The sequence below is a fragment of the Erythrobacter sp. S267 genome, assembly GCF_057365045.1.
The window spans coordinates 1,073,156-1,100,112 of sequence record NZ_CP200298.1; the positions used below are offsets into that span (position 1 = coordinate 1,073,156).

25 protein-coding genes are annotated in these 26,957 nt (G+C 60.8%); 16 read left to right on the forward strand and 9 right to left on the reverse strand.

The features are described 5' to 3' along the window. Position 1: 1 nt before the first annotated feature. Positions 2–1,216: a serine hydrolase domain-containing protein gene (locus AC0V6X_RS04960; protein WP_486183478.1), complete on the forward strand. Its 1,215-nt coding sequence runs from the start codon at positions 2–4 to the stop codon at positions 1,214–1,216. Positions 1,217–1,231: 15 nt separating this feature from the next. Here AC0V6X_RS04960 and AC0V6X_RS04965 read toward each other — a convergent pair whose 3' ends face one another. From AC0V6X_RS04965 to purF, 3 genes are all read right to left on the reverse strand, one after another. After that, the gene (locus AC0V6X_RS04965) at positions 1,232–1,579 is read right to left on the reverse strand and encodes a PilZ domain-containing protein (protein ID WP_486183479.1); all 348 of its coding nucleotides are present in this window, start codon (positions 1,577–1,579) and stop codon (positions 1,232–1,234) included. A 226-nt stretch (positions 1,580–1,805) separates the two neighbouring features. Further along, complete coding sequence (locus tag AC0V6X_RS04970) at positions 1,806–2,519, reverse strand: SDR family NAD(P)-dependent oxidoreductase (protein WP_486183480.1); 714 nt, start codon at positions 2,517–2,519, stop codon at positions 1,806–1,808. A gap of 3 nt (positions 2,520–2,522) precedes the next feature. Continuing rightward, positions 2,523–4,085, reverse strand: a complete 1,563-nt coding sequence (purF, locus tag AC0V6X_RS04975) for an amidophosphoribosyltransferase (RefSeq protein ID WP_486183481.1) — start codon at positions 4,083–4,085, stop codon at positions 2,523–2,525. Positions 4,086–4,361: 276 nt separating this feature from the next. Here purF and AC0V6X_RS04980 point away from each other — a divergent pair, with 276 nt between their 5' ends. From AC0V6X_RS04980 to AC0V6X_RS04995, 4 genes are all read left to right on the forward strand, one after another. Then, the gene (locus tag AC0V6X_RS04980) at positions 4,362–5,600 is read left to right on the forward strand and encodes an FtsX-like permease family protein (RefSeq protein WP_486183482.1); all 1,239 of its coding nucleotides are present in this window, start codon (positions 4,362–4,364) and stop codon (positions 5,598–5,600) included. Further along, positions 5,593–6,267 carry an ABC transporter ATP-binding protein gene (locus AC0V6X_RS04985; protein ID WP_486183483.1) on the forward strand — a complete coding sequence of 225 codons (675 nt, stop codon included), beginning with the start codon at positions 5,593–5,595 and terminating at the stop codon, positions 6,265–6,267. Before AC0V6X_RS04980 ends, AC0V6X_RS04985 begins: the two co-directional genes overlap by 8 nt. A 97-nt stretch (positions 6,268–6,364) precedes the next feature. Next, positions 6,365–6,892 carry a hypothetical protein gene (locus AC0V6X_RS04990; protein ID WP_486183484.1) on the forward strand — a complete coding sequence of 176 codons (528 nt, stop codon included), beginning with the start codon at positions 6,365–6,367 and terminating at the stop codon, positions 6,890–6,892. A gap of 11 nt (positions 6,893–6,903) precedes the next feature. Continuing rightward, a complete protein-coding gene (locus tag AC0V6X_RS04995) occupies positions 6,904–7,383 on the forward strand; it encodes a glutathione peroxidase (RefSeq protein WP_486183485.1) in 480 nt (159 codons plus the stop codon). An 18-nt stretch (positions 7,384–7,401) separates the two neighbouring features. Here the strand turns inward: AC0V6X_RS04995 and AC0V6X_RS05000 are convergent, their stop codons facing one another. Beyond that, positions 7,402–7,692, reverse strand: coding sequence for a DUF6958 family protein (locus AC0V6X_RS05000; RefSeq protein ID WP_486183486.1), 291 nt, complete (start codon positions 7,690–7,692; stop codon positions 7,402–7,404). A gap of 100 nt (positions 7,693–7,792) precedes the next feature. On the opposite strand from AC0V6X_RS05000, the gene dnaE reads away from it, so the two are divergent. The 4 genes from dnaE to AC0V6X_RS05020 all read left to right on the forward strand — a co-directional run bounded on the left by dnaE (position 7,793) and on the right by AC0V6X_RS05020 (position 14,335). Then, positions 7,793–11,293 (forward strand): DNA polymerase III subunit alpha, encoded by a 3,501-nt coding sequence (gene dnaE, locus AC0V6X_RS05005; RefSeq protein ID WP_486185516.1) that lies wholly within the window; start codon positions 7,793–7,795, stop codon positions 11,291–11,293. 111 nt (positions 11,294–11,404) lie between these two features. Continuing rightward, on the forward strand, positions 11,405–13,015 hold the full coding sequence (locus AC0V6X_RS05010; RefSeq protein WP_486183487.1) for a long-chain fatty acid--CoA ligase: 1,611 nt from the start codon (positions 11,405–11,407) through the stop codon (positions 13,013–13,015). 3 nt (positions 13,016–13,018) lie between these two features. Continuing rightward, entirely contained in the window at positions 13,019–13,474 is a 456-nt protein-coding gene (locus AC0V6X_RS05015) for a DUF1330 domain-containing protein (protein WP_486183488.1), read from the forward strand. A 285-nt stretch (positions 13,475–13,759) separates the two neighbouring features. Beyond that, positions 13,760–14,335, forward strand: a complete 576-nt coding sequence (locus tag AC0V6X_RS05020; RefSeq protein WP_486183489.1) for a class I SAM-dependent methyltransferase — start codon at positions 13,760–13,762, stop codon at positions 14,333–14,335. Here the strand turns inward: AC0V6X_RS05020 and AC0V6X_RS05025 are convergent. The 5 genes from AC0V6X_RS05025 to AC0V6X_RS05045 form a co-directional block, all read right to left on the reverse strand. Continuing rightward, positions 14,311–14,466, reverse strand: coding sequence for a hypothetical protein (locus AC0V6X_RS05025; protein WP_486183490.1), 156 nt, complete (start codon positions 14,464–14,466; stop codon positions 14,311–14,313). The two genes, AC0V6X_RS05020 and AC0V6X_RS05025, sit on opposite strands and share 25 nt — an antisense overlap. Positions 14,467–14,607: 141 nt before the next feature. Then, positions 14,608–15,705 (reverse strand): PA0069 family radical SAM protein, encoded by a 1,098-nt coding sequence (locus tag AC0V6X_RS05030; RefSeq protein WP_486183491.1) that lies wholly within the window; start codon positions 15,703–15,705, stop codon positions 14,608–14,610. A 53-nt stretch (positions 15,706–15,758) separates the two neighbouring features. Next, entirely contained in the window at positions 15,759–16,286 is a 528-nt protein-coding gene (gene moaB, locus AC0V6X_RS05035) for a molybdenum cofactor biosynthesis protein B (RefSeq protein WP_486183492.1), read from the reverse strand. Positions 16,287–16,299: 13 nt separating this feature from the next. Further along, positions 16,300–18,102 (reverse strand): lytic transglycosylase domain-containing protein, encoded by a 1,803-nt coding sequence (locus AC0V6X_RS05040; protein ID WP_486183493.1) that lies wholly within the window; start codon positions 18,100–18,102, stop codon positions 16,300–16,302. Then, entirely contained in the window at positions 18,084–18,845 is a 762-nt protein-coding gene (locus tag AC0V6X_RS05045; protein WP_486183494.1) for a uracil-DNA glycosylase family protein, read from the reverse strand. Before AC0V6X_RS05045 ends, AC0V6X_RS05040 begins: the two co-directional genes overlap by 19 nt. Positions 18,846–18,972: 127 nt before the next feature. On the opposite strand from AC0V6X_RS05045, the gene AC0V6X_RS05050 reads away from it, so the two are divergent. The 7 genes from AC0V6X_RS05050 (at position 18,973) to AC0V6X_RS05080 (ending at position 26,956) form a co-directional block, all read left to right on the forward strand. After that, on the forward strand, positions 18,973–20,619 hold the full coding sequence (locus AC0V6X_RS05050; RefSeq protein ID WP_486183495.1) for an electron transfer flavoprotein-ubiquinone oxidoreductase: 1,647 nt from the start codon (positions 18,973–18,975) through the stop codon (positions 20,617–20,619). Positions 20,620–20,727: 108 nt separating this feature from the next. Beyond that, complete coding sequence (locus AC0V6X_RS05055; protein WP_486183496.1) at positions 20,728–21,540, forward strand: 4-(cytidine 5'-diphospho)-2-C-methyl-D-erythritol kinase; 813 nt, start codon at positions 20,728–20,730, stop codon at positions 21,538–21,540. Further along, on the forward strand, positions 21,537–22,259 hold the full coding sequence (locus tag AC0V6X_RS05060) for an N-formylglutamate amidohydrolase (RefSeq protein ID WP_486183497.1): 723 nt from the start codon (positions 21,537–21,539) through the stop codon (positions 22,257–22,259). Before AC0V6X_RS05055 ends, AC0V6X_RS05060 begins: the two co-directional genes overlap by 4 nt. A 40-nt stretch (positions 22,260–22,299) precedes the next feature. Then, positions 22,300–24,015: a dihydroxy-acid dehydratase gene (gene ilvD / locus AC0V6X_RS05065; protein ID WP_486183498.1), complete on the forward strand. Its 1,716-nt coding sequence runs from the start codon at positions 22,300–22,302 to the stop codon at positions 24,013–24,015. Further along, positions 23,996–24,376, forward strand: a complete 381-nt coding sequence (locus AC0V6X_RS05070) for a hypothetical protein (protein WP_486183499.1) — start codon at positions 23,996–23,998, stop codon at positions 24,374–24,376. Before ilvD ends, AC0V6X_RS05070 begins: the two co-directional genes overlap by 20 nt. Beyond that, positions 24,369–25,760, forward strand: coding sequence for an NAD(P)H-hydrate dehydratase (locus AC0V6X_RS05075; RefSeq protein WP_486183500.1), 1,392 nt, complete (start codon positions 24,369–24,371; stop codon positions 25,758–25,760). The genes AC0V6X_RS05070 and AC0V6X_RS05075 overlap by 8 nt, the downstream gene beginning before the upstream one ends. Further along, on the forward strand, positions 25,757–26,956 hold the full coding sequence (locus tag AC0V6X_RS05080) for a class I SAM-dependent RNA methyltransferase (RefSeq protein ID WP_486183501.1): 1,200 nt from the start codon (positions 25,757–25,759) through the stop codon (positions 26,954–26,956). The genes AC0V6X_RS05075 and AC0V6X_RS05080 overlap by 4 nt, the downstream gene beginning before the upstream one ends. Position 26,957: the final 1 nt, after the last annotated feature.

Below are 26,957 nucleotides of genomic sequence, written 5' to 3' on the forward strand. Positions count from 1 at the left end.
AATGGCTGCAATGAACATGACAAAGGCTCTGTTGAGCGCAGGCGCGGCGCTCTCTTTGACCGCATGCAGCTATGGCACGGCGGAGGGCGTGGACAGCGCTCCTGCCCCGCTCGCTGCAGTTGAGCTGACCACTCCGCCAGAGCATGATCCCGCCGATCTGCAAGTGCTGTTCTGGTCGGATGCTGAGCGGTCCGCGCGGTTCCGCGAGATGGAGAATTGGTTTGCAGGGCACGAGGTTCCTGCGGCCACCACTCCGCGTGATCTGGGCGAGGGGGCGCCACTGCCCGCGCCGCTGGTTGAGCGCATCCGCCAGGCGATGGCCGACACCGGAGCGGCAGGCGTAATGGTCTACCACAAGGGCGGCGTGCGGTTTGAGGAGTATGGGCTGGGCTTCTCAGCCGAGGGACGCTGGACTAGCTTCTCGGTCGCGAAAAGCTTTACCTCGACCTTGCTGGGGGCGGCTTTGCAGGATGGCTTTATCGCCAGCTTGGATGACCCCGTCACCGACTATGTGCCTGAGCTTGTGGGTTCAGCCTATGACGGCGTCACCGTGCGCCAGATCGCGACCATGACCAGCGGCGTCGCTTGGAACGAGGACTACACTGACCCCAACAGCGATGTGGCGAAAACGCAGGACTTCGTGATCGAATACGGTCCCAACGCCATGGTCGAGCAGCTTAAACAGCTGGGCCGAGAGACCGAACCGGGGACGAAATGGGTCTACAAGACCGGCGAAACCAACCTGATCGGGATGGTGATCGAGAACGCCGTTGGCCTCAGCCTCGCCGAATATGCGCAGGAGAAGATCGTCGAACCTGCCGGTTTTGAAGGCGGCTTGTTCTGGATGAGCGATCCGCGCGGCGGGAACATCGGCGGATGTTGTCTGTCGCTACGCCTCTCCGACTACACTCGCATGGGCGTTATGGCGCTGGAGGGCGACAATGGGCCCTCAGCCGGGGTCGTGCCCGCCGGTTGGTTCAACGAGGCAGGCGACTCAATCGTCGACTTTGGCGATAGCGGGTTTGGCTATGGCTATCAGTGGTGGACCTATCCGGGCAACGCTTACGGCGCGCAAGGGATCTTCGGGCAGTCGATCACGATCGTGCCACAAGCTGGATTGGTGCTGACTGTTGTCGGCAATTGGCCAAGCGCCACGAGCGGCGAAAATCGTGAGGTATGGGGCAATATCGCAGCGACTATAGCCTTCACGCCATAGTCGCTGCAGATTGGCTCACGCCATCGGGCGCTGGACCCCAAGGTTGCTATAACGCTGCAGGATGTTGTCGTGGACGATCGGGCTGAGCAGCTCGACAAACGCAACGCCAACAATGCAATTGTCCCACCACACGACTTCGCCCTGGAGCGATTCCAAGCCGGGCAGGGTCAGCCAGCACATCTGTCCTTCATGCATGCGGTTGATCGACGCAGCGCTAAAGCCGCTAATCGACAGGTCGTGCACCACGCTTTGAAAAGCGCGGCCGCCCGACGCCCGAAGGGTCGCCGGAATGGTAAGCCGTGTGCGCGGCGAGCAGCGATCTTCTTGCGCTGCTTTTTCGTAACGGTTGTTGTCGGTAGGCATTGCCTCGCAACCCTCTTCAATCAGCTGGTGGTCTCTGTGCCGGTGAATCGGTCAGCGCGTCATCGACCAATCCCACTTGCCTCTTCCTTACACAGGAAGGTTAACGAAGCGGTAAGCGCGAGCGAGAAGAGCGGCTCGGAGTGCAGAATGTTGCCGATCTTAAGACTGAAAAGGGCAGATTTCTGCCGTCTAGCAGCAAGGTCTAAGAGGAATTGCCAGTGCGAACTTAATCGACCCGTTCGCGGTGCCCGGTTGTGAAATCCTCTGCAAGAAGCTCCACAATGCGTGTGCCCACAGCCTCAGGAGGCTTGACCGATTCGGGTTTCTCGCCTGGATAGGCCCGTGCGCGCATCGCAGTCCGGGTCGCACCGGGATCAACAATTGCAACGCGAAGGGGGGAGAGCTTCTCCACCTCCGCGGCATAGGTCTCAAGCAGATTGTCAAACGCCGCTTTGGTCGAGCCATAGGCACCCCAGAAGGAGCGGGGGGTCGCCCCGACACTTGATGTCAGGCCGATAATCCGCCCCGCCTCAGCCTTTCGCAGCATCGGATCAAACGCTGCCAGCAGAGCCTGTGTCGCGACCACATTGGTCATGATTGCAGTGTTGAACTGCTTGGGGTCAATCTGACTAAGCGGTGTGAGGTCTGGCATATAGGCTGCTGAAATCACGAGGATATCGAGCGTGTCCCAACGCCCACCAATCGCGCTTGCAAGGCGGGCAATGCCGTCTTTCTCCGTCAAGTCCACTGGTGCGATGGTGGAGGAGCCTCCGGCGGCGTGGATCTTATCCTCTACAACCTCCAGCGCCTTAACCTTGCGTGCGACCAGGATCACATGCGCGCCTGCCTCTGCCAAAGCGACAGCGGTCGCCGCGCCGATGCCCTGGCTCGCGCCGGTGACGAGCGCGGTGCGCCCTGAGAGGGGTTTGGTGTCAGTCATGAATCAGGCAGCCTGAGTGCTTTTCAATGATGGATCAGAAAAAGGGAGCTCACCCGTCCCTTCATCCTTGCTTTGCGTTAAATCGGTCAGCGAGGTGGGGTAGTCGCCGGTGAAGCAAGCGTCGCAGAATTGCGGGCAAGCTGTGTCGCGCTTCTTCGATCCCACCGCGCGATACAGCCCGTCGATGGAGATAAAGGCGAGGCTATCCGCCTTGATGAAGTCGCGCATCGGCTCGATTTCCATGCGCGCGGCGAGAAGCTTGGAGCGTTCGGGCGTGTCGACGCCGTAGAAGCAGGAATGCGCGGTTGGCGGGCTGGCGACGCGGAAGTGCACTTCGCTCGCGCCCGCTTCGCGCATCATCTCAACAATTTTCATCGAAGTGGTGCCGCGCACGATGGAATCGTCGATCAGGACGATTCTTTTGCCTGCAACCAGCCCGCGATTGGCGTTGTGCTTGCGCTTGACCGAGGAATGGCGTGCGCTGTCCGAGGGCTGGATGAAGGTCCGCCCGACATAGTGCGAGCGGATAATGCCCAACTCAAACGGAACGCCGGAGGCTTGCGCATAGCCGATGGCTGCCGGAACACCGCTGTCCGGGACCGGCACAACGAGGTCGACGTCACAAGGTGCCTCGACCGCGAGTTCCGCTCCGATAGCCTTGCGCGCTTCATAGACGCTTTGGCCGGCAAAGGTGCTGTCCGGGCGGCTGAAATAGACGTGCTCGAAGATGCAGGGCCGCGGGGCGTGGTTGCCAAAGGGGCGGATCGACTTGACCTCGCCATCAAAGCCCACCTGCAGCATCTCGCCCGGCTCAACTTCGCGGACGAATTCTGCTCCCACAACGTCAAAGGCGACGCTTTCACTGGCAAACAGAATGCCTGCGCCGTCTTCTTTGCTCATCCGGCCCATGACGAGCGGTCGAATGCCCAGCGGATCGCGGCAAGCGATCATGCCCTCTGGCGTCATCACGATCAGCGCATAGGCGCCCTCTACCAGGCGTAGCGCGTCGATCAGGCGGTCGGCGACCGTCGGATAGCGGGAGGTTGCAACCAGGTGGATGATGACTTCGGTGTCAGAGGTGGATTGAAAAATCGAACCCTTGCCGACCAGATCTTTGCGCAAAGCCAAGGCGTTGGAAATATTGCCATTATGCGCAACCGCAAAACCGCCGCTTGCAAGCTCTGCATAGAGCGGTTGGACATTGCGCAGACCTGCGCCGCCAGTGGTGGAGTAGCGGACATGGCCCGCCGCCATATGACCGGGCAGTTCCTCAATGGCTTCAGCAGAAGAGAAATTCTCCGCCACATGGCCAAGGCCGCGGCGGGAGATGAACTCTTCGCCGGTAAAGCTGGTGATCCCGACCGCTTCCTGCCCGCGATGTTGGAGCGCGTGGAGGCCCAAAGCCACTGCAGCGGCCGCATTGTCGGTGTTGATCGCACCGAACACACCGCATTCTTCGCGCAGCTTGTCGCCGTTTTCGTCGATAAAGGGGTGGGTCACGTTCCCAGCTGAGCTGCAATCGAGAAAGTCCGCTGAGCGGCCCGTTTCAGTCTTGGTCCGTGCCATCGCTTATGTGCCCGCTACGCTGCTCTGCCGGTGGCGGCTCAATGAAGGTGTTACGGATCAATTACAAGAGGGACTTTGGGATTCGCCGGGCATACTTCACGCGCCGCTCCACGCCTTTCTGCTGAGTGCTAGTGGGACGCGCGAAGGTCCGCTTACTCACCAATTCCAACTGAGCTTACGCACAGGGGCAATTGCCTTCTTCATTGTGCCGCAAGAATTCGCGCCTTACAGCCTCTTTCCACACGCAAACGGCACCAAGGTTCGCATACAAAACCCATGCTCACCCCTTTCGAAAGAATGATCGCCAAACGCTATTTGTGGCCGGGCAAGGGTGAGGGCTTTATCAAGCTTGTCGCGCTGATCTCCATCGTCGTTGTCACCTTGTCTGTGGGCATGTTGATCGTGGTGATGAGCATCATGGGCGGCTTTCGCGCGGACATGCAGGAAAAATTCTCCGGCCTGAACGGACACGCGATCATCCAGGGTTACGGCGGAGAGCTGCAGAATTGGGAAGGCGTGCTCGAAATGGTGCGCGAGACCGATGGCGTCGTCAGCGCCTCTCCCTTGATCGAGCAACCGCTGCTCGCCAGCTATAATGGCCGCGCCAATGCGATCTTTGTGCGGGGCAACACGGCAGAGGATATTGCAGAGCTTGGCGACAAGGTCGTGCTGGGCGACATAGCGTCGATCCAACCGGGCAGCGGCAAGGTCGCCATAGGAACGCGGCTTGCCACCAACACTGGCGCGCGGGTCGGCGACACGATCACGATTATCAACCCGCAAGGGCGCGCAACGCCCTTTGGCACGTCGATCCGGCAGGTCGGATACGAGGTCGGCGCAATTTTCGAGATCGGGCTTTACGATTTTGACGAAACCTTCGTCATCATGCCTATGAGTGATGCGCAGACGCTGCTGCTGATGGGCGATACGGTCGGCTTGATCGAAGTCACGGTCAGCGACCCTGACGATGTCGGAAATATCCTCGGCGATGTTGAGGATTTCCTCGTCGGCCAAGCGCAGATTGCGGACTGGAAGCAGATCAACTCGGCCCTTTTCGAAGCGCTTGAGGTCGAGCGCGTGGTGGTCAGCGTGGTGCTTGCGATCATGGTGCTGGTGGCGAGCTTCAATATTCTCTCGATCCTGGTGATGCTGGTGCGGGCAAAGACCCGCGACATTGCGATCATGCGCACAATGGGGGCGAGCAGGCGCTCCCTGCTCAAGATATTCATCACCGTTGGCACGTCGATTGGCCTGATCGGGACGCTTGGAGGGCTGGCGCTTGGCTTTGGCTTCCTGACGATCCTTAATCCAGCTGTGACGTGGCTGGAGACAACCTTCGGCATCCAGATTTGGGACCCTTCAGTGCGGTTCCTGACCGAAGTACCCTTTGATGTGAACCCGATGGAGGTGCTGGGCATCACCTTGTTGGGCACGGGGCTAAGCTTCCTTGCGACGCTTTACCCGGCGCTCAAGGCGTCCAACACCGATCCGGTGCAGGTGCTGCGTTATGAGTGAGCCAATTGTAGCCTTGCGCGATCTCAAACGCAGTTTTGAGCAGGGCGGTCAGCGCATTGATGTTCTGCGCGGAGTGAACCTCGACATCATGCCGGGAGAGATCGTGGCGCTGCTCGGCCCTTCAGGCTCGGGCAAATCGACGATGCTTCAAGCGGTAGGCCTGCTCGAAGGCGGATTTGAGGGCTCGATCAGCATTGCGGGTGAAGCGGCGGAGAAGCTTCCGTCCGACCAACGCACCCGCATCCGGCGTGAGCATTTGGGCTTTGTCTACCAATTCCACCACCTGCTTCCAGACTTCAACGCGACCGAGAATGTGGTCATGCCGCAAATGGTCGCGGGCAAGGACAAGGATGCAGCTGAAACGCGCGCCAAGGATTTGCTCTCCAGCCTCGGCCTTGGCCACCGTCTGACCCACAGACCCAGCCAGCTTTCTGGCGGTGAGCAGCAACGTGTTGCCGTCGCGCGCGCTCTGGCGAACCAGCCCACTTTGGTGCTGGCGGATGAGCCGACGGGCAATCTGGATGAGGCGACATCGGACACGGTGCTCGGCCAGTTTCTCGAACTGGTGCGCGGGGAGGGGAGCGCGGCTCTGGTCGCCACGCACAACGAGCGTTTGGCAAGCCGCATGGACCGCGTGGTGCGCTTGCATGACGGAGTGCTGGGCTAGGTCCGCCTTACCGATTGTGGTGCGCTCTTGGCAGAATGCGCCTCGCCTTGAAGAGCGCAAATCGGCACTATGCGCAGACTAACGGGAGGGACATTTTATGCACGCATTGCTCTATCCAATCGTCCTGCTTCAGGCCGCCTCAGCAGAACCACCCCCTCCGCCGCCTGTCGACACAGTCTCGGCAGCTCCCTGCGCGGGCGAGGAGCATGCCGCCTTTAATTTCTGGGTTGGCGAGTGGGATGTCTATGTCACCGGAACCGACAATCAGGTCGGCGAAAGCAAAATCGAGAGCGTCTCTGCCGGCTGCGTCATCCGCGAACGCTGGATGCCTTTGACCGGCGGCGACGGGGCCAGCATGAGCTTCATCAACCACGACACCGGACGCTGGAACCAGCTTTGGGTGGGCAGCGATGGAAAACGGGTCGATTTCACTGGCGCAATGGTGGGCACGGACATGGTCCTGACCGGCTATTGGGACGGAATCGGGCCAGGCGGTAGCGATGTCCTCATTCGCATGACCTACAGCCAAGGCGAGGATGGATCGGTGAGACAATTTGGCGAAGGCTCGACGGATCATGGCAAAACATGGCAGACGGCGTTCGATTTGACCTACCGACCCAAATAGGATTCTTCCGAATGACGACTATCGCCGATTTTACTGTCACCACCAATCGCGGTGAGGAGCTCGACCTTGCGACCAAGAAGGGCAAGGTGCTGCTGGTGGTGAACACCGCTTCGAAATGCGGTTTCACCCCGCAATATGACGGGCTCGAAGCACTTTATCAGCAATTCAAGGACAAGGATTTTGAAGTCCTCGGCTTTCCCTGCAACCAATTCGGCGCGCAAGAACCGGGCAATGCGGATGAGATCGCGGAGTTCTGCAAGGTCAATTTCGGCGTCACCTTTCCGCTGATGGAGAAGGTCGACGTAAACGGTCCCGACGCTTCGCCGCTCTATGACTGGATGAAGGCGGAGAAGAAGGGCTTGATGGGCTCAACCTCGATCAAGTGGAACTTCACCAAGTTCCTGATCGACCGCGAAGGCAATGTGGTGAAGCGCTACGCTCCGCAGGACGCGCCCACCGCGATTGCGAAGGATGTTGAGAAGCTGCTCTAAGCCTCTCTTTGCGCAACGTTATTTCCAGTGCCAGCGCAGCGGCTTGGTGTCTTCGCGCACCAGTTTTCCTCTAGCCTCCAGATCGAGCTGAACTGTCTTAGCCCACCATCCGCTGGTCTTGCCCTGCGGGAACAGGTCTGCGTCCAGATGGGGTTTGACCGCATCGACCATTTCGCTTTGCGTGACGCCTGGAGAGGCTTTGGGCAGGGCCGCTTTGAACGCTCTTAGCATCTCGCCATATTTTGCGGCGTTCACGCGGGTGACTTTGCCGGGCGTGTTGACGTTTTCGACCTCGATCTTGTCGCTCATAAACCCCTCCTTGCGCGCGACTTTAGCTTGCCCCCAGCTTTTCCCCAAGCGCTAGGGGTCGGACGCTTGAATGCGGAGCGGTGAAGCGTACCTTCCGATGATGCCTTTCGCTCCCTTCATTCCGCTGCGTGTCCTGTCGTCCTACTCCATGTTGGAGAGCATGGCCGACCCCAAGGCGATTGCAAAGCTGGCGAAGGAGCGCGGCTTTCCCGCCATCGCGATTTGCGACCGCAACGGGCTTTATGGCGCGGTGATGTTTGCCAATGCCTGCAAGGGTGAGGGCGTGCAGCCGATCATCGGCACTTTGCTGGGCGTCGCGCGCGACGGTTCGGATGGCAAGCTGGTCGATTATCTGCCGCTCTATGCGCAGGGGGCGAAGGGCTACGACAATCTGTGCCACCTCGTCTCCAAGGCGCACCTTGAGCGCCCGTTGGAGCTGGAGCCGCATGTCAATCTTGCCGATCTGGAGGGCTACACGGACGAGCTGATCGCGCTGACCGGCGCGGGCGAGGGGGCGCTCACCCATCTGCTCGCCGAAGGGCAGACCCCTGCGGCTCAGACTCTGATCCAGCGGTTGGAGGCACTCTTCCCGAACCGGCTTTATATTGAGCTGGCCCGCAACGGCGTGAAAGCTTGCGAGCAGGCCGAGGAAGCCCTGATCGACATGGCCTATGCGCGCAATCTACCGCTCGTCGCCAGCAATCCCGCCAACTTCGCCGACCCGCATATGTACAAGGCGCATGACGCGATGCTGTGCATTGCGAACTCGACCTATATCGAGAATGAGGACCGCCCCGGCACCAACCCCGAAAGCTTCGTCAAATCAGCGAACATGATGGAGGAGCTGTTCGCCGACCTGCCAGAAGCGACCGCAAACACTCTCGTTATCGCCCAACGTTGTGCCTTTGCGCCGCCCTATCGCGACCCAATCCTGCCCAGTCTGGCGGGCGATCTGGAGGGCGAGGCGAAAATGCTGGCCGAGCTGTCCAAGGCTGGCCTCGAAAAGCGCCTCGAACCTTATGAGGACCTCTCCGAAGAGGAGCGCAAAACCTATTTCGAGCGCCTCGATTACGAGATCGACATCATCGTTGGAATGGGCTTTCCCGGCTACTTCCTGATCGTTGCCGACTTTATTCAGTGGGCCAAGGATCAGGGGATTCCGGTGGGGCCAGGGCGTGGTTCGGGCGCAGGCTCTATCGTCGCATGGGCGCTGACGATTACGGACCTCGATCCTATCCAGCTGGGCCTGCTGTTCGAGCGGTTCCTCAACCCCGAACGTGTGTCGATGCCCGACTTCGATATCGACTTCTGCGAAACGCGGCGCGGAGAGGTCATCCGCTATGTCCAGAACAAATACGGCCACGATCACGTCGCGCAGATCATCACTTTCGGTAAGCTGAAAGCGCGCGCGGTCCTGCGCGATTGCGGGCGGATTTTGCAGATGAGCTACGGTCAAGTCGACCGTCTCTGCAAGATGGTCCCCAACCACCCGACCGACCCGTGGACCCTGCCGCGCGCGCTCAACGGAGCTGCTGACTTCAAGCGCGAATACACGAACGATAATGAGGTAAAGCACCTCGTCGACCTCGCGTTGCAACTGGAAGGCCTGCCTAGGAACTCCTCAACCCACGCCGCCGGAGTGGTGATTGGCGACAGGCCGCTCTCTCAACTCGTCCCGCTCTACCGCGATCCGCGTTCGGACATGCCGGTCACGCAATATGACATGAAGCATGTGGAGAGTTCGGGCCTCGTGAAGTTCGACTTCCTCGGCCTTAAAACACTTTCCGTCCTGCGCAAGGCGGTGGACCTTCTGAAACTGCGCGAGATCGACATCGATCTGGGCGCGCTGCCGCTCGACGACAAGGCCGTCTATGACCTCATGCAGGCGGGTAACACGGTCGGCGTGTTCCAGCTGGAATCGGAAGGCATGCGGCGCACGCTGAAGGCGGTAAAGCCTTCGAATTTTGGCGACATTATCGCGCTCGTCTCGCTTTATCGTCCGGGTCCGATGGACAACATTCCGCTGTTCGGACAGCGCAAGGCGGGTGAGGTCGCGATTGAGTATCCGCACCCCAAGCTCGAGGAAATCCTCGCCGAGACCTACGGCATCTTCGTCTATCAGGAACAGGTGATGCAGGCCGCGCAGATCCTGGCGGGATACTCGCTGGGTGACGCTGACCTGCTGCGCCGCGCGATGGGTAAGAAGGTCCAAGCGGAGATGGACAAGCAGCGTGGACGCTTTGTCGAAGGCTGCAAGGAAGTCTCAGGGATTGAGGCGAAGCAGGCCAACGAACTGTTCGACTTAATCGACAAATTCGCAGGCTACGGTTTCAACAAAAGCCACGCAGCGGCCTATGCGCTGCTCGCCTATCAAACGGCGTGGCTGAAAGCGCATTATCCGGAGGAATTCTACGCCGCATCCATGTGTTTCGACCTGCACCAGTCGGACAAATTGAGCGTCTTCGTTGACGATGCGCGGCGCTACCCGGTGGAGCGGACCGATGGCACCGGTGTGCTTGTCCTCCCGCCCGATGTGAACTCCTCCGAAGCGCGCTTCACGGTTCAGCAAACCGATGATGGCTATGCGGTCCGCTACGCGCTGGCAGGCATCCGCAATGTCGGCGAGAAGGCGATGGACGCCGTGGTCGCCGAGCGTGAGGCCAATGGCAAATTCACCAGCCTCAAAGACTTTTTTGAGCGGCTCCCGCAAGGATCAATGAACCGCCGCCAGCTCGAAGGGCTGATCTGCGCAGGCGCACTCGATGCGCTGGAACACAATCGCGGACAGCTCTTCGCCAATGCCGACATGCTGCTGGCCGTTGCGGACGCTGCCATGCGGGAACGGTCGAGCGGACAGGAGGCTCTGTTCGGAGGCGACCTCGGCGCGCAAGAGGAACTGCGCCTTCAAGCCGCCGATCCATGGTCCCGCACCGAGAAGATGGCAAAGGAGCGTGAGAATTTTGGCTTCTACTTCTCTGCGCATCCAGTGCAACAATATCGCGATGTCGCCTCGGCTCAAGGCGCGCGCACCTATCAGAGCCTGATGGAAGCAGGCGCGCCTGCTGGTGGACGCGGACAGGCTGTGATCGCGGCGATGGTGGAGAGCGCCAACAAGGGCAAGACAAAGCGCGGAGCCGACTTTATCCGTGCCGATTTCTCCGATGCGTCCGGCCAGTTCTCAGCGGCGTGCTTTGAAGAGGCGATGGTCGACAAATTCCAGGAATGGGCGGCGAGCGGGGAATGCGTGCTGCTTCAGGTTGAGCTCGACAGCCCCAATCCCGGCGAACCCCCGCGCCTGACCGTTCGGGGAGGGCGGCCCTTGTCGGAAGTCACTGGGCGCACGGCGATGATCCTGAAAGCTGATGTTCTCAGCGTGGATGCACTGACCGATCTGAAGCTGGAGCTGGCGACTGGCGATGAAGCTCCCGGCGAAGTCCTCCTGCGCCTGATCCTCGGCCCCGATGACGATGCGTTTGTGAGGCTCGGCAGCAACTTCCTGCTTGATGGCGAGCTGGCGGAGAGGCTGGCGGATATCGAAGGGATCGAGAACGTCGCGCTGGAGCCGCTGCGCCGCTCGGTGAAGCTCAAAAGGGTGGCTTGAGACGTAACAATTTGGCACTCCAGACCCTGTTGCCAAGCTCGTTTCTCCTCGCCATTGTCTCCGGCGAAAAAGCGCCAGCAAAGGCGCGCGTATTTGAGGAGAGAGAAACCTATGCCGACGCAATCCCTCGGGGCTATGCAGAATTGGAGCATGCGGATCACGCATGTCATCGACCACGCCGCTCGTGAAGCGGGCAAGCGTGAGATTGTCACGCGCTGGGCTGATGGCAGTGAGACACGCACGGATTGGGCAGGCATTCGCCGCGATGCGCTGAAGATGGCGCAGGCTTTGGAAGCGCTTGGCATCAAGCCGGGTGAGCGTGTCGCCAGCCTTGCCATGAACCACTCGCGCCACTTGGTCAGCTGGTACGGCGTCGCTGGCATGGGCGGGGTGCTCCACACGGTGAACCCGCGTCTGTTCGAGGATCAGCTCGAATATATCGTCACCCATGCTGAGGATCGCGTGCTGCTCTACGATGCGGCCTTCCAGCCCATCGTCGACAAGATGAAAGACCGCTGGACGAGCGTGGAGCACTACATCTGCTACGATTCTGGCGAGCATAGCCAAAGCTTTGAGGATTGGATCGGAGCGCAGGACGGGAACTATGAATGGTTCACCGGCGAAGAAAACGACCCCTGCATGATCTGCTACACTTCGGGCACTACGGGCAATCCCAAGGGTGTCCAGTACGAGCATCGCTCGACAGTGATGCACGCTATGGCCGGTTTGCAGCCCGCCGCGTTCAACTTCTCAAGCGCCTCGGTCATGCTGCCGGTCGTGCCGATGTTCCACGCGGCGAGCTGGGGTCTGCCCTATGCGGGCGCGATGGCGGGTATCAAATTTGTGTTCAGCGCGGTCAACGATCCTGCTGTCCTCCATGAGATGATGATCAAGGAAGGCGTCACCGACTCAGCTGGCGTTCCGACCGTCTGGCTCGCCCACTTCCAATATTGCGACAAGGAAGGCATCGACCTGCCGCCTTTGAAAGCCGCAACCATCGGCGGCTCGGCCTGTCCGCGCTTCATGATCGAGCGGTTGATGAAGAACGGCACGCGCGTGCAGCACGCTTGGGGCATGACGGAGACGTCTCCGATTGGCACCGTTGGCGGGCCGACCTGGGATTGGGATCAGCTCACTTTCGAGGAGAAGGTCGACAAGACCGCGATGCAAGGCCGCCCGATCTTCGGCGTGGAGCTGCGCACCGTGGACTTGGACGACATGGCGACCGAGCTGCCGCGCGATGGCAAGACGTCGGGCGCGCTCCAAATTCGCGGGCCTTGGATCATACAGCGCTACTTTAAGGCAGAGCAAGACGCGGCCAACAATGAGGGCTGGTTCGACACCGGCGATGTGGGCGTCCTGCACTCAGACGGCACGCTGCAACTGACTGACCGCACGAAAGACGTGATCAAGTCGGGTGGCGAGTGGATCAGCTCGGTCGAACTTGAAAACGCCGCTGTCGGCCATGAGGGCGTGCTCGAAGCGGCCTGCGTCGGCATGCCGCACCCCAAATGGGATGAGCGCCCGGTGCTTTTCGTCATCAAGAACGAAGGCGCAGAGGTCACCGCTGACGACATCATCGAGCATTTGAAGCCGCTCATTGCCAAGTGGTGGCTGCCCGATGCGGTGGAGTTCGTTGACGATATTCCGCATACGGCCACAGGTAAGATCAGCAAGAAAGACCTGCGCGACCGGTTCTCCGACTACAAGCTGGAGAGCTGAGCTATGACCGACCCCTATGTCGAACCCGACCGGGTGCACATCGACCCATCACCTGCGAACTTTGCGAAATTCAAAGATCTGCCGCGCGATGAGCCGATCTATATGCTCAACCTGCTGCTCTACCGCGAAGAGGCTGAGTATCCTGAAGGCCACGAGCATCACGGCAATGGCTGGAGCGGGCGGCGTGCCTATCAGGAATATGGCAAAACCTCCGGCCCGATCTTCACCCGCGTTGGCGGCACAATCGTGTGGCGCGGGGCGTTCCAGACGATGGTGACAGGACCGGAAGTGCGCGAATGGCATGACGGCTTCGTCGCGCAGTATCCCAATTCGGGCGCGTTCTTTGAGATGATTAAGGACGCCGACTACCAGAAGGCGGTGGTGAACCGCACCGCAGCATTGCTCGACAGCCGCCTGATCCGCTTCAAGCCGGGCAAGGTGGGCGAGGGTTTCGGGTGAGGGGTACCGCGCTCCTCATTGGCGCGGTGCTTCAGCTCGCGGCGTGATCGAGCTTGTGCCGGTTGGCCCTGCTGAAGTGCTGGAAGCGGGGCAAATTTCGGACGAAATGACCGGGAAATCCAAGCGTTCATTTGATGAAGCGCTGGCAGGTCGGTATGGTCCACCCCTCGATTTGTCCTGCCTCGTCCAAATCACCCCCGTAATTGAGGTTGGATCGGAGCCACACGGATAAGCCTTTTCGCAACTGGAGTCGCAGCCGAGTTGACTGGACCTTTGAACCCCAATTTGACCGATAAGCTGTCGACCACCAAGACCTTCGGGCGAGAGTGGCTCCGCAGCCCCCGTCGGGTCGGGGCGGTGATCCCCTCTAGCAAGCGCCTGGCAAAAGCCATGGCCGAGGGGCTTGGCTCTGTGAGCGGCCCGGTGATCGAGCTGGGGCCTGGGACTGGTGTTATCACTCGCGCACTGCTCGAAGCAGGGGTGAAACGCAGCAATCTGGCCGCGATTGAGCTGTCGGAGAGCTTTGCCGCGGTGTTGCGTCAGCGACATCCTGACGTTCAGGTTATTGAGGGCGATGCGGGTGAAATCGCGCGGCTTTCTCCGTTCGAGCCAGGCACAGTCGGCCATGTCATCTGCGGATTGCCGCTGGTGACGCTGCCCAATGATCTCGCCGAGCGTATTCTTGAAGGCAGCTTCGACGTCCTCGCCACAGATGGCGCGTTTCGCCTTTTCACCTATTCCCCACGCTGCCCAGTACCCGAGCCTGTGTTGGAGCGGATGGCGCTCAAAGCGGTGAAAATCTCACGCACTTTGCGTAATTTGCCGCCTGCCTCGGTCTATGAGCTGCGGCGGGCTGGGTGATTTAGGCAGATCCGCTCAGTCCGCGCGCGGCTGATTGCGCCGGTCAACGCCGGATCGACGACTGCCCTTGCGGCGGTCGGGTCCGTCGAACGGAAGCTGTTGTTTCCGGCGGTCTCCAGACCGGCGGTCATTGTTCGAAGCCCTATCTGCACTCAGGTTCGAAGTCATAGGTCATCCCCTTTTCTAGGGGGAAATTACGGGGATTTCATCAAGAAACCCTTAATCACGGTTAGCGAGGGGTTAAGCGCGACATAGGTGTTTCCACCAGTGGGTCAGAGCAGTCGCATCTGCCCGCCGACTTCTGGCCTGCAGAACTGCGAGCAATCCAGTTGTATCTCCGCCCGACCAAACCCCGCCTTGCGCCTTGCGACGTTGAAGCGGCGGCGAAACAGGTCTGCCCAAACGCCTGAGGGTTTCATGCGGGTGAAGAAGTCGGGATCATTGTCACGGCCATTTCTGATTGAGCGCACGATGCTCATCACTTTGCCGGCCCGATTGGGATAGTGGACGTCCAGCCACTCTCGGAACAGGGGCGCGACCTCATGCGGCAGGCGCAAAGGGATCCAGCCAACGCTGCCCGCGCCAAGCTCGGCTGCGCGCGCGACGATGCTTTCCATGAACTCGTCGGTGATGGCGGGGATGATCGGGGAGATTGAGCAATGGGTGGGGACACTCGCCTTTGCCAGTTTCCCTAGTGCGGACAGGCGCTTGGCAGGCGAAGCGCAGCGCGGTTCGAGCTTGGCTGAGAGCACCGGATCAAGCGTCGTCACTGAGACAGCGACCGCCACCAGATTGCGCCTGGCCAGCTCTGCAAGCAGGTCGAGATCGCGCAGAATGCGGTCCGACTTGGTCGTGATCGTCACCGGATGGCGCGCGTCGAGGCAGACCTCCAGCAATTCTCGCGTGATACGATAGCGTTTCTCGATCGGCTGATAGGGATCGGTGTTGGTGCCCAGCGCAATCGGCTTGGGCGAATAGCGCGGCTTGGCGAGAGTCTCACGCAGCAGCTCCGCCGCTTTAGGCTTGGCGAACAGCTGCGTTTCAAAGTCGAGGCCGGGAGACAGGTCGTGAAAAGCGTGGGTAGGGCGCGCAAAGCAGTAGATGCAGCCATGCTCGCATCCGCGATAGGCGTTGATCGAGCGATCAAACGGGATGTCTGGCGATTGGTTGAAGCTGAGGATCGTTTTCGGATGTTCCTCAGTCACATATGTGCGCAGTTTGACCGGCGGGCCATCTTCGTGCGCCAATCTCTCCATATGATCGCGCCAGTCGCCATCCACCTCTCGTGTGGCAAGGCCAAAGCGCGTTGGCACCTTGGCAGAGGGCGCGCCGCGACCACGTTCAACATCAGGGTGAGAGGCTGTTTCCATGGCGAGAACAGATATAGAACAAAACCCGCTATGTCACCAGAAAATCGGCCATCCTACTCGCGCAATCTGGGCATCAATTCGACAAAATTGCAAGGGGTGTTGCGGCTGTCGAGTTGCTCGGCGAGGATCCCGTCCCAGCCATCTTTCACCGCTCCGTTCGATCCGGGCAGGGCGAAGATGTAGGTGCCGCGCGCGACGATGGCGCAGGCGCGGGACTGGACGGTGGATGTGCCGATGGTTGTGAAGCTGAGCCAGCGGAACAGCTCTCCGAAACCCGGAATGTCGCGGCCGCCGTCGATGCGGGCGAGAGCTTCGGGTGTCACGTCGCGGCCCGTCAGCCCGGTGCCTCCGGTGGAGACAACGGCGTCAATGCGCGGATCGTCGATCCAACTGTCGAGCTGGTCAACCAGGAAGTCGGCGTCGTCGCGGATGATCTTGCGCGCAGCGATAGAGTGGCCCGCATCCTCGATCCGTTTGGCGAGAATGTCGCCGGAAGTGTCGTCTGCCGGTGTGCGCGTATCGGAAACAGTGAGGACCGCGATGTTGATCGGCTTGAAGGTCTTGCTCTCGTCGATCGCCATCTGTGCTTTGTCCTTACTGTTCGAGCTGGGCAGAACGCTGCCTATAAGCTCCGGGGAAGGTTGGCCATTGCCCTTGGGCAAGAGCGCGGCGCGACGGGGATGAGGCACCCGCGGCACGCTCATACATCCAGTAATTGCGCATTACTATGGCGACATAGCCGCGCGTTTCCCAATAGGGGATCGACTCCATCCAAAGCAGCGGATCGCCCTGGTCGTTCACTTCGCTGTTCCAGCGGCTGACGGGGGAGAGGCCGGCATTGTAGGCCGCCATGATTTTGGGCAACAGGCCTTGCGTTGCGGCGCTATCCCGCAGCATCTCGAGATGCTGCTGACCATAGGCGAGGTTGACCTCGGGATTGTTAAGGTCAGCATAGCTCGCGCCTAGGTTCAGGCGGCGGTTATGGTCGCGCGCCGTACCCGGCATGATCTGCATCAGGCCGCGGGCGTTCGCCGGGCTGACAGCGCTGGCGCGGAAGTTCAATTCTTGCAGCGCATGGGCAAAGGCGAGCGCCGGATCAACACGCCATCCGGTCGCGGGCTCCCAGCGAGCGACGGGGAAGCGCAAAGCCGGATCGGACTGGACGCCATAGGGCGCGTAGTGCGCCATGAAGAGCTGAGTTGAGGGCATGCCGATCTCGCGCGCAAACCGGGCAAGGGCGGTATAATCGACGTTGCGGCCAGTGCGCGCTTCGTGCCGGAGCACTTCGTCAGCCAGCGCCGGGCGGCCAATCTCTGCCAGAGCAGCAGCAACGCGCACGTTAGACCGGTGCGAGATGGCGTTCCAGTCGGCGCTGGAAAAGCGTTGAGCCGGAGCTTCAGCCGGAACGTCGATGCCGAGCTGGTCGATGGCGAGCATGCCATAGAGCGTCTCGTCATATTGCGCAGCCGCAACTAGGTAGTCGTTGGCAAGACCGGGTTCGCGGCAGCGGACAAGAGCGCGGTGCGCCCAATAGTGCGATGCTGCGGTCAGTTCGACATTGGTCGATTGCGATGCGGCGCGGGCAAAGGCCTCGCTCGACAGCGCGCAATAGCCAAGACGCCATGCGGCAAGGCCGGCAACCCACTCGCCCTCGGCAACCCAAGGGCCAGCGCCATCGGAGACGGATTCGGCGAGTTTGAGGGCATTCTCGTCATCGTTCTCGATGTAGTAGCTCCAAGCGACCCGGCGGCGCATTTCCGCGCGGGCCTCTGGACTCAGCTGAGGGTCGAGTTGGTCGAGCAAGGCATGCGCGCCAGCGGGATCATCATTGACGATGTAGTCTATGACCGCCTCTCGCTCGGAAGCGGAGATCGAGCCATCGTTAACGCGGCGCGGAAGGATACGCTTGGGCGCGGAAGGTTGGCGAGCAAAGCTCTGCGCTTGTGGCAAAGCGGGCAAAGACGTTAACCCGCGATTGGTGCCGATCCGGCCGATCTGCTCGGCCTGCGGAAGGTCGACGCCCATGCGGAGCCAATCAGCGGCTTGCTCAGCGCTGACACGCGGGCTCTTGGCGTGGGTGTAATACTCGGCAAGCGCGACTTGGTAGAGCACGCTGTCCTCGCGGCTTTCCAGCATGTCGGAGACGCGATCCCATTGCTCTCGGTCAATCGCGGCGAAAAGGTCGCGGTAATGCTCACGCTCACGCGAGGAGAGCACTTCGGGAACTTGGCTGGCGCTGCCGTCTGCGCTGCGGTCGTAATAGGCAACGAGGCTGTCATTGGTCTGCGCATTGGCTGCGGCAGGGGCGATAACAAGCGCGCTACCCAGTGCAAAACCGGCGACCAACCATGGCATAACGCCGCGCACATTCTGCCGCTTCACAATATTGCCGACCATTCAATCCATCTCCGCCAGAACCGAGCTTTAAGTCGAGGCATCGCCATGAGGCTTTCAAGGCTCTCGCTCATCAACAGCGGCATGTCTGACGAAATCTGGTTGATTTCACGTAAAGACGAAGTGTCTTTCGGTAATCTGTGTCCCAATAGCGGCAGAATGTTGCTGCCGAAGGCAATAACGCATTTCGGCGCCGCAAGAGTGATATGATGGAGGACAACTTCATCCATTCCACTCGCCGCAATCGCAGCCGTGTCAGCCATCGGAGTGTGGCGCGGGAGCGCCGAGGCGATGTAGGTCTGGCTCTCTTCAAAGCCCATCGCGGCGATGATCCGGGAGAGCAGCTGTCCTTGAGGGCCGCTCAGCAGCCGCGCGCCATCACGCTCCTCAGGATCGGTGACGAGGATCATCAGCTCAGCATGCGCTGTGCCCCGTGGTGCAACCCGGCCACGCGGACCGATGGCGTCGAGGCCCGGCGCTTCGAGCCAGAATTGCTGAAACGCAGCAAGATCAGCGGGCGGCGTGTCGCCCAGCAGATTTGTGCGCGTAATTATCGCAGGTTCGGGTTGGGGCTCGGGAGACGCTTGCGCGGCCGGCTTTGTTGACTTTGCAGGCGCGCTCTTCATCTCAGCCGCAGTCAGCCAATCCGTAGCGTCTTCGTTGAAGTCGCAATCCACACCGGCCAGCCGCCACCAGTCGAGCGCAGCTTCCAGATCGGCATGCAGAGAGGAGGTCGGAGCGTTCATAGGATTACACCGAGGTCTTGACTGCCCGGTGCCCAGTTAGCAAGGCATGACAGCACGTTTTGCGGAAGAAATCCGCCGGCCAACAGCGTATCTCGTCAAGGCCGAACACTATAGGGATGTTACGAGAATGAGCGAACGGGAATCGATGCCATGCGATGTGGTCATTGTCGGCGGAGGACCGGCAGGCCTGTCAGCAGCAATCCGGCTGAAGCAGCTGAATGACGAGCTTGAGGTTGTTGTTCTCGAAAAAGGCTCTGAGATCGGCGCGCATATCCTGTCGGGCGCGGTGGTCGATCCCAAGGCTTTGGGAGAGCTCTTCCCCGATTGGCGCGACATGGATTGCCCGATGGCTGAGACGCCCGTGACCGATAACTGGCACTGGGTGCTCTCCAAGAACGGCAAGACCTCCATCCCGCACCTCTTCATGCCGCCCCTGATGAGCAATAAGGGCTGCTACACAGGATCGCTGGGCAACATGACCCGCTGGCTGGGTGAACAGGCCGAGGCGCTGGGTGTGATGGTCTTCCCCGGTTTCCCCGCTTCGGAAGTCATGTTTGACGACAAGGGCGCGGTCAAAGGCGTCATCACGCAGGACATGGGCATTGCCGAGGATGGGAGCCAGAAGGGCGACTATCAGCCCGGCATGGAGATCGAGGCCAAGTATACCCTCTTCGCAGAGGGTGCGCGCGGATCGCTGACGAAGCAGATGAAGGCCAAGTATGACCTAGAGGCCAATTGCGAGCCGCAGGTCTATGGTTTGGGCATCAAGGAGCTGTGGGACATTGATCCTGAAAAGCACGTGCCCGGGCGCGTGCTCCACACCCAAGGCTGGCCGCTTTCAGAGAGCGGTACGTGGGGCGGGGGCTTCCTCTACCACCAGGCGAACAACCAGATCGCTTTGGGCTTCGTCACCGCGCTCGATTACAAGAACCCATGGGTCTCGCCCTATCAGGAATTCCAACGCTGGAAGCAGCACCCTGAAATCCGCGCCTATCTCGAAGGTGGCACTCGTGTCGCTTACGGAGCGCGCGTCATCAATGAAGGCGGCTGGCAGTCCGTGCCCAAGCTCGCTTTCCCAGGCGGCGCTTTGATCGGTTGTGCCGCTGGCTTTGTGAACGTGCCGCGGATCAAGGGCAGCCACACCGCGATGAAGAGCGGCATGCTCTGCGCCGAAGCCATCGCTGCGGAGATCGAGGGCCACGAAAGCCAGCCCGAACTGCAAGGCTACGAACCCGCCGTCCGTTCAAGCTGGATCGCGGATGAGCTGAAACTTGTTCAGAACGCAGAGCCTGCCGTGGCGAAATATGGCGAGGATATCGGAGCGGTGCTGGCCGGGGTCGATATGTGGATGCGCACGCTCAAGATTGGCTTGCCGATCAGTATGAAGCACCACGCCGACTACACGATGACGGGCCGCGCAGACCTCTATCCCAAGATCGACTATCCCAAGCCCGACGGCGTCATCAGTTTCGACCGCCTGACCAACGTCGCCTACTCCTTCACCAACCATGCAGAGGACCAACCAGTCCACCTGCAATTGGGTGACGCCGCGCTGCAAAAGGCGAGCGAGTATGACGTTTTCGGAGGCCCCTCAGCGCGTTACTGCCCTGCTGGAGTCTACGAATGGGTCGAGGAAGAGGGCAAGGAACCACGCTTCCAAATCAACTCGCAAAACTGCGTCCACTGCAAAACCTGCGACATCAAAGACCCCAACCAGAACATCAACTGGGTAACGCCAGAAGGCGGCGGCGGGCCTAACTATCCGAATATGTGATGGTGGTTTTGGCTTCGTCATTGCGAGGAGCATAGCTACGAAGCAATCCAGAGTGGCACGCGAGACGCTCTGGATCGCATCGCTCCGCTCGCGATGACGAGTGCTGAATTGACCCTTACTGAAACCGCCTACGCCAAGATCAACCTCGCGCTGCATGTCCGTGCGCGGCGGGAGGATGGCTATCACGAGCTGGAGACGCTCTTCGCCTTCGTCGATGCGGGTGACACGCTGACTGCGCGTGTTTCGGAGCAGGACAGTCTCACGACCGTCGGGGAGTTTGCGGGCGGGATCGACAATCCGTTCGATAATCTCGTGGCCAAGGCGCTCTCCGCACTGCCGCGCCCTAGGGGTCTCGACATCACGCTGGAAAAGAGCCTCCCAGTCGCTGCGGGCCTTGGAGGAGGCTCGGCGGATGCCGGGGCGGTCTTCCGGCTGGTGGAACGTCTCCACGGGCTCCCCGACGACTGGCTGGCCCGCGCGGCGAAGCTTGGCGCGGATGTTCCTTCTTGTGTGCGCTCCGAAATGGTCGTTGGGCGAGGGACGGGGACTGAGCTTGAACCGCTCGAAAACGACCTGACCGGAACGCCCGTCCTGCTCGTCAATCCGCGTGTGCCGCTCTCGACCCCGCCGGTCTTTGAAGGCTGGGACGGGGTGGATCGTGGAGCACTTCCCGAAGGCTCTGCGCGCACAATTGCCCTCAAAGGGCGCAATGATCTCACCGCCCCGGCCTGTGAAATTTGCCCTGAGATCAGCCATGTTCTCAGCGCGTTAGAGAAGGATTCTCCCTGGCTTTCTCGTATGTCGGGATCAGGAGCCACCTGTTTTGCGTTGTATAACAAAACGGATGAGCGCGATGCTGCGCAAAACAGGTTGAGAGCTGAGCACCCCGATTGGTGGATGCTCGCGGGGGAACTAAGATGATTGACGGCCAAGTCTTCAAGCAAATTGGAGAGGCGCGCGCAGGCGGGATGGTCTGCGTATGCGACCATGCCTCGAACTTCGTGCCCGACGACGTGCCGCTGGGCATCCCAAGCAATCTGCTCGACACGCATATCGCGGTCGACATCGGCGTTTCCGGGATCGCGACCCGCATGGCACGGCGGCACGGCATTCCGGCGCACATCGCGCAAGTCAGCCGCCTGGTGGTCGACCTCCATCGCGAGGAAGATCACAGGCATGTCGTCCCGACAGAGAGCGACGGGCACCTGATCCCCGGCAATATCGGCGCCGATATCGAGGCGCGGCTCAAGCAATATTATCACCCCTATCACGATGCGCTGGCCAAATGGTTGGATGCGGCAAACCCTGAACTGATCATCTCGCTCCACAGCTTCACGCCCAAGCTGGAAACCAGCGCTGAGGAGCGCCCGTGGGAGGTTGCTCTGCTCTACAATCAGGACGACCGCGCCGCGCGCCACGCCATCCGGCTGTTCGGCGAGTTGGGGCTTAATGTCGGCGATAACGAGCCCTATTCCGGGACTGAGCTCAACGCGACGATGAACCGCCATGCTGAGGCGCATGGGCGTTACTATTGTGCGATCGAGATCCGGCAGGACCTAATTGCCACCCGCGCAGACCAGGCGCGCTGGGCGAGCATGGTCGCCGATGTGTGCGGAAGGGTTGCACTGGCGCTCGACTAACGGCAGTGGTGGCGCTGCTATTCGAGCAGGGAACCCGCTAATGCCATTCGACAAGTCCAAACTGCCCAGTCGCCACGTCTCCGTGGGACCAGAGCGCGCGCCGCACCGCTCCTACTACTACGCCATGGGCATGACCGAGGAAGAGATTGCGCGTCCATTCGTCGCGGTCGCGTCGGCAGGCAATGACAGCGCGCCTTGCAACACGACATTGGACCCCCAAGCGAATATCTGCCGCGAAGGCGTGATCGCAGGGGGAGGGACCCCGCGCCGCTTCAACACGATCACTGTGACAGACGGCATCGCGATGGGTCACCAGGGCATGAAAAGCTCGCTCGTCAGCCGCGAAGTGATCGCGGACTCGGTTGAGCTTTCGGTGCGCGGTCACTGCTATGATGCGCTGGTCGGCTTTGCTGGCTGCGACAAGAGCCTGCCGGGTATGATGATGGCGATGCTGCGGCTGAATGTGCCGAGCATCTTCGTCTATGGCGGCTCTATTCTGCCCGGCACTCACAAAGGCGAGGATGTCACTGTCGTTGACGTCTTTGAGGCAGTGGGTCAGCACGCCGCCGGAAATTGCCCGCTGCAAGAGCTGATCGCGCTCGAAAAAGTCGCTTGTCCGGGGCACGGGGCGTGCGGTGGGCAGTTCACCGCGAATACCATGGCATGCGTCGGAGAGGCTATTGGATTAAGCCTTCCAAACAGCAATATGGCGCCTGCTCCTTACAGATCACGTGAAGAGATTGCGCGGGCTGCTGGGAGCCAAGTGATGAAGCTGCTCGAGATCAATCTTCGCCCCCGCGACATCTGCACCCGCGAAGCATTTGAGAACGCTGCGCGTGTTGTGGCTGCGACCGGAGGCTCGACCAACGCCGCGCTCCACTTGCCTGCTATGGCGAGCGAGGCGGGGATCGATTTCGACCTGTTCGACGTTGCCGAGATTTTCAAGTCCACGCCCTACATCGCTGACCTCAAACCCGGCGGAAAGTATGTGGCCAAGGACATGCACGAAGCGGGCGGGGTCTATATGGGCATGAAGACTTTGCTGGATGGCGGTTTCCTCGACCCCAATCCCATCACCGTGACTGGTAGGACGCTGGGTGAGAATATCGAAGAGATCACTTGGAACCCCGACCAGAAAGTCTTTTACGACGTCAGGAACCCGATCACCCCCACTGGCGGTGTCGTAGGCCTCAAAGGTTCGCTCGCACCTGATGGGGCCATAGTGAAGGTCGCCGGCATGGAGCGGCTCCAGTTCACCGGTCCTGCACGAGTATTCGACCGAGAGGAAGACGCCTTCGCCGCGGTTGAGCGCCGCGACATTGCGGAAGGTTCGGTCATTATCATCCGCTATGAAGGGCCCAAGGGCGGCCCCGGCATGCGCGAAATGCTCTCCACCACTGCGGCGCTATACGGGCAGGGGATGGGCGAAAAGGTCGCTCTGATAACTGACGGTCGTTTCTCGGGCGCAACACGCGGCTTCTGCATCGGCCATGTCGGCCCGGAGGCAGCGGAATGCGGCCCCATCGCTCTGGTCGAAGATGGCGACACGATCTCCATTGATGCAGAGGCGGGCACGATTGACCTCGAAGTTGATGAGGCCGTCCTCGAAGAGCGTCGCAAGGCGTGGACACCGCGCACAAACGATTACCAATCGGGAACCCTGTGGCGCTACGCTCAGAATGTCGGCCCTGCGCGGCAAGGCGCGCTTACCCACCCTGGAGCAAAGGCGGAAACCCATGTTTTTGCGGATATCTAGTCTGGCGCTCGCCTCGGTCACTCTCATCGCCTGTGAGGGCGAAGTGTCGAGCGAGCCGGAAGGCCCAAGTGTCGAATGCGCTCTCGGACCGGGAGCCGAACTGACACCAACCTGCGCGTTTGAGCGTGTGTCACAGAGCAGCTTCGTAATTCACCGCCCGGACGGAGGCTTTCGCAAGTTCTCGCAAGGATTGGGAGAGGAAGGCTTCCTCATTTCCGTCGCTGACGGAGCAGACCCGATCATCTCTCAGAAGATCGATTCAGGTGCCGGGATCATCGAGTTCGCATTGACTGATGAAGCCTATCGCCTGCCATCTGAGTTGGTCCTTCCCGGAACCACCCAAGCGGCGTCAGGTGAGTAGCGCTCAGGTCTTAACTGCGGACCAGATGCGCGCTGCCGAGCAGCGAATTTTCGACAATGGCACATCGGTCTTTGAGCTGATGCAAATAGCGGCCAGTGGCGCGGCGGAGTGGGTCCGGCGGATTGCTGCGGACGGCTCTGCTACGGTTCTGTGCGGCTCCGGCAACAATGGCGGCGATGGATACGTAATCGCGCATTTGCTGCGACAGTCAGGGGTTGAAGTGACAGTCATCGCTCCGGTTGAACCCCAGACCGACGCCGCCAAACAGGCGCGCGCATTATGGGGTGAGGGCGTCCAAACTTCGGGCGGAAGCGTTGCTGGTCATGCGCTGGTCGATTGCCTGTTCGGCTCTGGCCTGTCTCGTCCTTTGAGCGGGGAGCATGCTTTGCTCCTTCGCGATTTGGCCGGGCGGCACGATAAGGTCATTGCCATCGACGTGCCCTCGGGGATCGAAAGCGACACAGGCGAGCTGCTCAACGACAGGTTGCCTCAGTTTGATGTGACGCTTGCTCTGGGCGCGTGGAAATTTGCCCATTGGTTGCTGCCGGGGCGGACACTGATGGGCTCCAAGCGCCTGGTAGAGATCGGGGTCGAGCCGGTTGAGGGGGCAGTGCAACTCATCACGCGGCCCAAGCTCGCACCGCCGCCCGTTGATGCGCACAAATATACGCGCGGGTTTTGCGCGATTGTCGCGGGAAACTTGCCGGGCGCATCCGTCCTCGCTGGCACCGCTGCCCAGCGCACGGGTGCGGGCTATGTGAAGCTGATGATGGACGGTTTCATTCAGATGGCGCCCCCCAGCCTTCCCGTGTGGCGCGCTCCCGATAGCGATCAACTCGCGGATAAGCGGATTTCCGCCGTGCTGGTCGGGCAGGGGCTGGGGAACACCGAAACCGCGCAAGATCGGCTTGAGGCGGTGCTCTCGAAAGACCTGCCGACCGTTATCGATGCAGAGGGGGTGCGTTTGCTCGAGCATGCTGAGGTGAGTCGCAGCGCGCCCACACTCGCAACGCCTCATGATGGCGAGTTGGAATCCCTGTGCCGGACGTACTCCGTTATCGCTGAGGGAAGGCTCAACCGCGCGCAGGCTGTTGCCAAGGCCAGCGGGATGGTGATCTGCGCCAAAGGGCCTGACACAATCATTGCTGCGCCAGATAGCCGGGTCGCTCTTGCGCCGCCTGCACCCAGTTGGCTCTCGGTCGCGGGAAGCGGAGATGTCCTTGCTGGCATTGCAGTGAGCCGGATGGCCAGCGGGTCTGATCCTTTCACCGCAGCGTGTGAAGCGGTTTGGCTGCATGGCGAGGCGGCACGGCAGTGCGGTCCGGCTTTCACCGCCGACGATCTCGCCCAGGCGGTGTCGAAAGCCTATGCGGCGTGCCTGTGAGCGAGATCATCCGACTGGCAGCCCGTGGCGACGGAGTTACCGCTGAGGGAGCGCATGCGGCGCTCGCCGTGCCGGGTGACACGATACTCGAGGATGGTTCCGTTAGCCCCGGCCCACACCATGTCGAACCGCCTTGCTCTCACTTCCAAACCTGTGGTGGCTGCGAGCTACAGCATGCAGATGACACGATCCTGCGCGGCTTTATCCGCGACCGCGTCGTCAATGCGGCAAAGGGTCAGGATTTGGAGATAGGAAAGCTGTTGCCCGAACATCTCTCTCCGCCCGGATCGCGCCGCAGAGCGACTTTGCACGGGGTTCGCACGGCCAAGGGCGCCGTGCTTGGTTTTAAAGCGGGTGGCTCGCACAAACTCGTCGATTTGGCCGAATGCCCCGTGATGCGACCCGAATTGAGTGGTTTGATCCCTTCTTTGCGCGCTCTGATCGCCGCACATGGTCCCAAGGGCAATGTCGATGTCGCGCTTTCGCTGTGCGATCAGGGGGTGGATCTGGGCCTCGCGCACTTTCCTATTGAAGGGCTCGAGGCGACGGAGGCAATGCTCGACTTCGCGCGCGAGAATGGGCTCGCTCGGGTGACGCTGGATCAAGGCTATGGCGCGGAGACGCTGTGGGAGCCTGAGCCGGTGACACTCTCGCTTTCCGGGCTTCCTGTTGGGATGCCGCCAGCGGCGTTCCAGCAAGCCACCGATGACGCCGAAGAGGTCATGCTGGCCGATGCTGGTGCGGCCCTTGGCGACGCACGGATCGTGGCCGACCTGTTCAGCGGGCTGGGCACGTTTGCCTTCACGCTCGCACAGGGCGGACCTGAAGGACGCAAGGTTTTGGCTGCCGAGGCGGACCAAGCGGCGCATCTGGCATGCAAAGCAGCGGCAGCGCGCACTGGTGGGCGCGTGGTTGCCATTCATCGCGACCTGTTTCGCAACCCTTTGCAAGCGAGCGAGCTCAGCCGTTTTGATGCCGTCCTGCTCGACCCGCCAAGGTCTGGCGCTAAGGCGCAAGTGGCTGAGATTGCTGCGAGCGAGTGCCCGCTGGTTGTCTATGTCAGTTGCAACCCATCTAGCTGGGCCCGCGATGCGGCGGTGCTTGTGGCGGGCGGGTTCAAGCTCGAACAATTGCGCCCTGTCGGACAATTCCGCTGGTCAACGCATGTAGAGCTCGTGAGCGTGTTGCGCCGCTGAC

What these genes read in the sequence shown, in the direction of transcription:
- AC0V6X_RS05030 (WP_486183491.1), bottom strand. Translation starts at nt 15,705, where the DNA reads ATGGAAACAGCCTCTCACCCTGATGTTGAACGTGGTCGCGGCGCGCCC.
- AC0V6X_RS05040 (WP_486183493.1), bottom strand. Translation starts at nt 18,102, where the DNA reads ATGGTCGGCAATATTGTGAAGCGGCAGAATGTGCGCGGCGTTATGCCA.
- AC0V6X_RS05050 (WP_486183495.1), top strand. Translation starts at nt 18,973, where the DNA reads ATGAGCGAACGGGAATCGATGCCATGCGATGTGGTCATTGTCGGCGGA.
- purF (WP_486183481.1), bottom strand. Translation starts at nt 4,085, where the DNA reads ATGGCACGGACCAAGACTGAAACGGGCCGCTCAGCGGACTTTCTCGAT.
- AC0V6X_RS04960 (WP_486183478.1), top strand. Translation starts at nt 2, where the DNA reads ATGGCTGCAATGAACATGACAAAGGCTCTGTTGAGCGCAGGCGCGGCG.
- AC0V6X_RS05015 (WP_486183488.1), top strand. Translation starts at nt 13,019, where the DNA reads ATGACCGACCCCTATGTCGAACCCGACCGGGTGCACATCGACCCATCA.
- AC0V6X_RS05025 (WP_486183490.1), bottom strand. Translation starts at nt 14,466, where the DNA reads ATGACCGCCGGTCTGGAGACCGCCGGAAACAACAGCTTCCGTTCGACG.
- AC0V6X_RS05010 (WP_486183487.1), top strand. Translation starts at nt 11,405, where the DNA reads ATGCCGACGCAATCCCTCGGGGCTATGCAGAATTGGAGCATGCGGATC.
- moaB (WP_486183492.1), bottom strand. Translation starts at nt 16,286, where the DNA reads ATGGCGATCGACGAGAGCAAGACCTTCAAGCCGATCAACATCGCGGTC.
- AC0V6X_RS05060 (WP_486183497.1), top strand. Translation starts at nt 21,537, where the DNA reads ATGATTGACGGCCAAGTCTTCAAGCAAATTGGAGAGGCGCGCGCAGGC.
- dnaE (WP_486185516.1), top strand. Translation starts at nt 7,793, where the DNA reads ATGCCTTTCGCTCCCTTCATTCCGCTGCGTGTCCTGTCGTCCTACTCC.
- AC0V6X_RS04990 (WP_486183484.1), top strand. Translation starts at nt 6,365, where the DNA reads ATGCACGCATTGCTCTATCCAATCGTCCTGCTTCAGGCCGCCTCAGCA.
- AC0V6X_RS04980 (WP_486183482.1), top strand. Translation starts at nt 4,362, where the DNA reads ATGCTCACCCCTTTCGAAAGAATGATCGCCAAACGCTATTTGTGGCCG.
- AC0V6X_RS05070 (WP_486183499.1), top strand. Translation starts at nt 23,996, where the DNA reads ATGTTTTTGCGGATATCTAGTCTGGCGCTCGCCTCGGTCACTCTCATC.
- AC0V6X_RS05045 (WP_486183494.1), bottom strand. Translation starts at nt 18,845, where the DNA reads ATGAACGCTCCGACCTCCTCTCTGCATGCCGATCTGGAAGCTGCGCTC.
- AC0V6X_RS04970 (WP_486183480.1), bottom strand. Translation starts at nt 2,519, where the DNA reads ATGACTGACACCAAACCCCTCTCAGGGCGCACCGCGCTCGTCACCGGC.
- AC0V6X_RS04965 (WP_486183479.1), bottom strand. Translation starts at nt 1,579, where the DNA reads ATGCCTACCGACAACAACCGTTACGAAAAAGCAGCGCAAGAAGATCGC.
- AC0V6X_RS04995 (WP_486183485.1), top strand. Translation starts at nt 6,904, where the DNA reads ATGACGACTATCGCCGATTTTACTGTCACCACCAATCGCGGTGAGGAG.
- AC0V6X_RS05000 (WP_486183486.1), bottom strand. Translation starts at nt 7,692, where the DNA reads ATGAGCGACAAGATCGAGGTCGAAAACGTCAACACGCCCGGCAAAGTC.
- ilvD (WP_486183498.1), top strand. Translation starts at nt 22,300, where the DNA reads ATGCCATTCGACAAGTCCAAACTGCCCAGTCGCCACGTCTCCGTGGGA.
- AC0V6X_RS04985 (WP_486183483.1), top strand. Translation starts at nt 5,593, where the DNA reads ATGAGTGAGCCAATTGTAGCCTTGCGCGATCTCAAACGCAGTTTTGAG.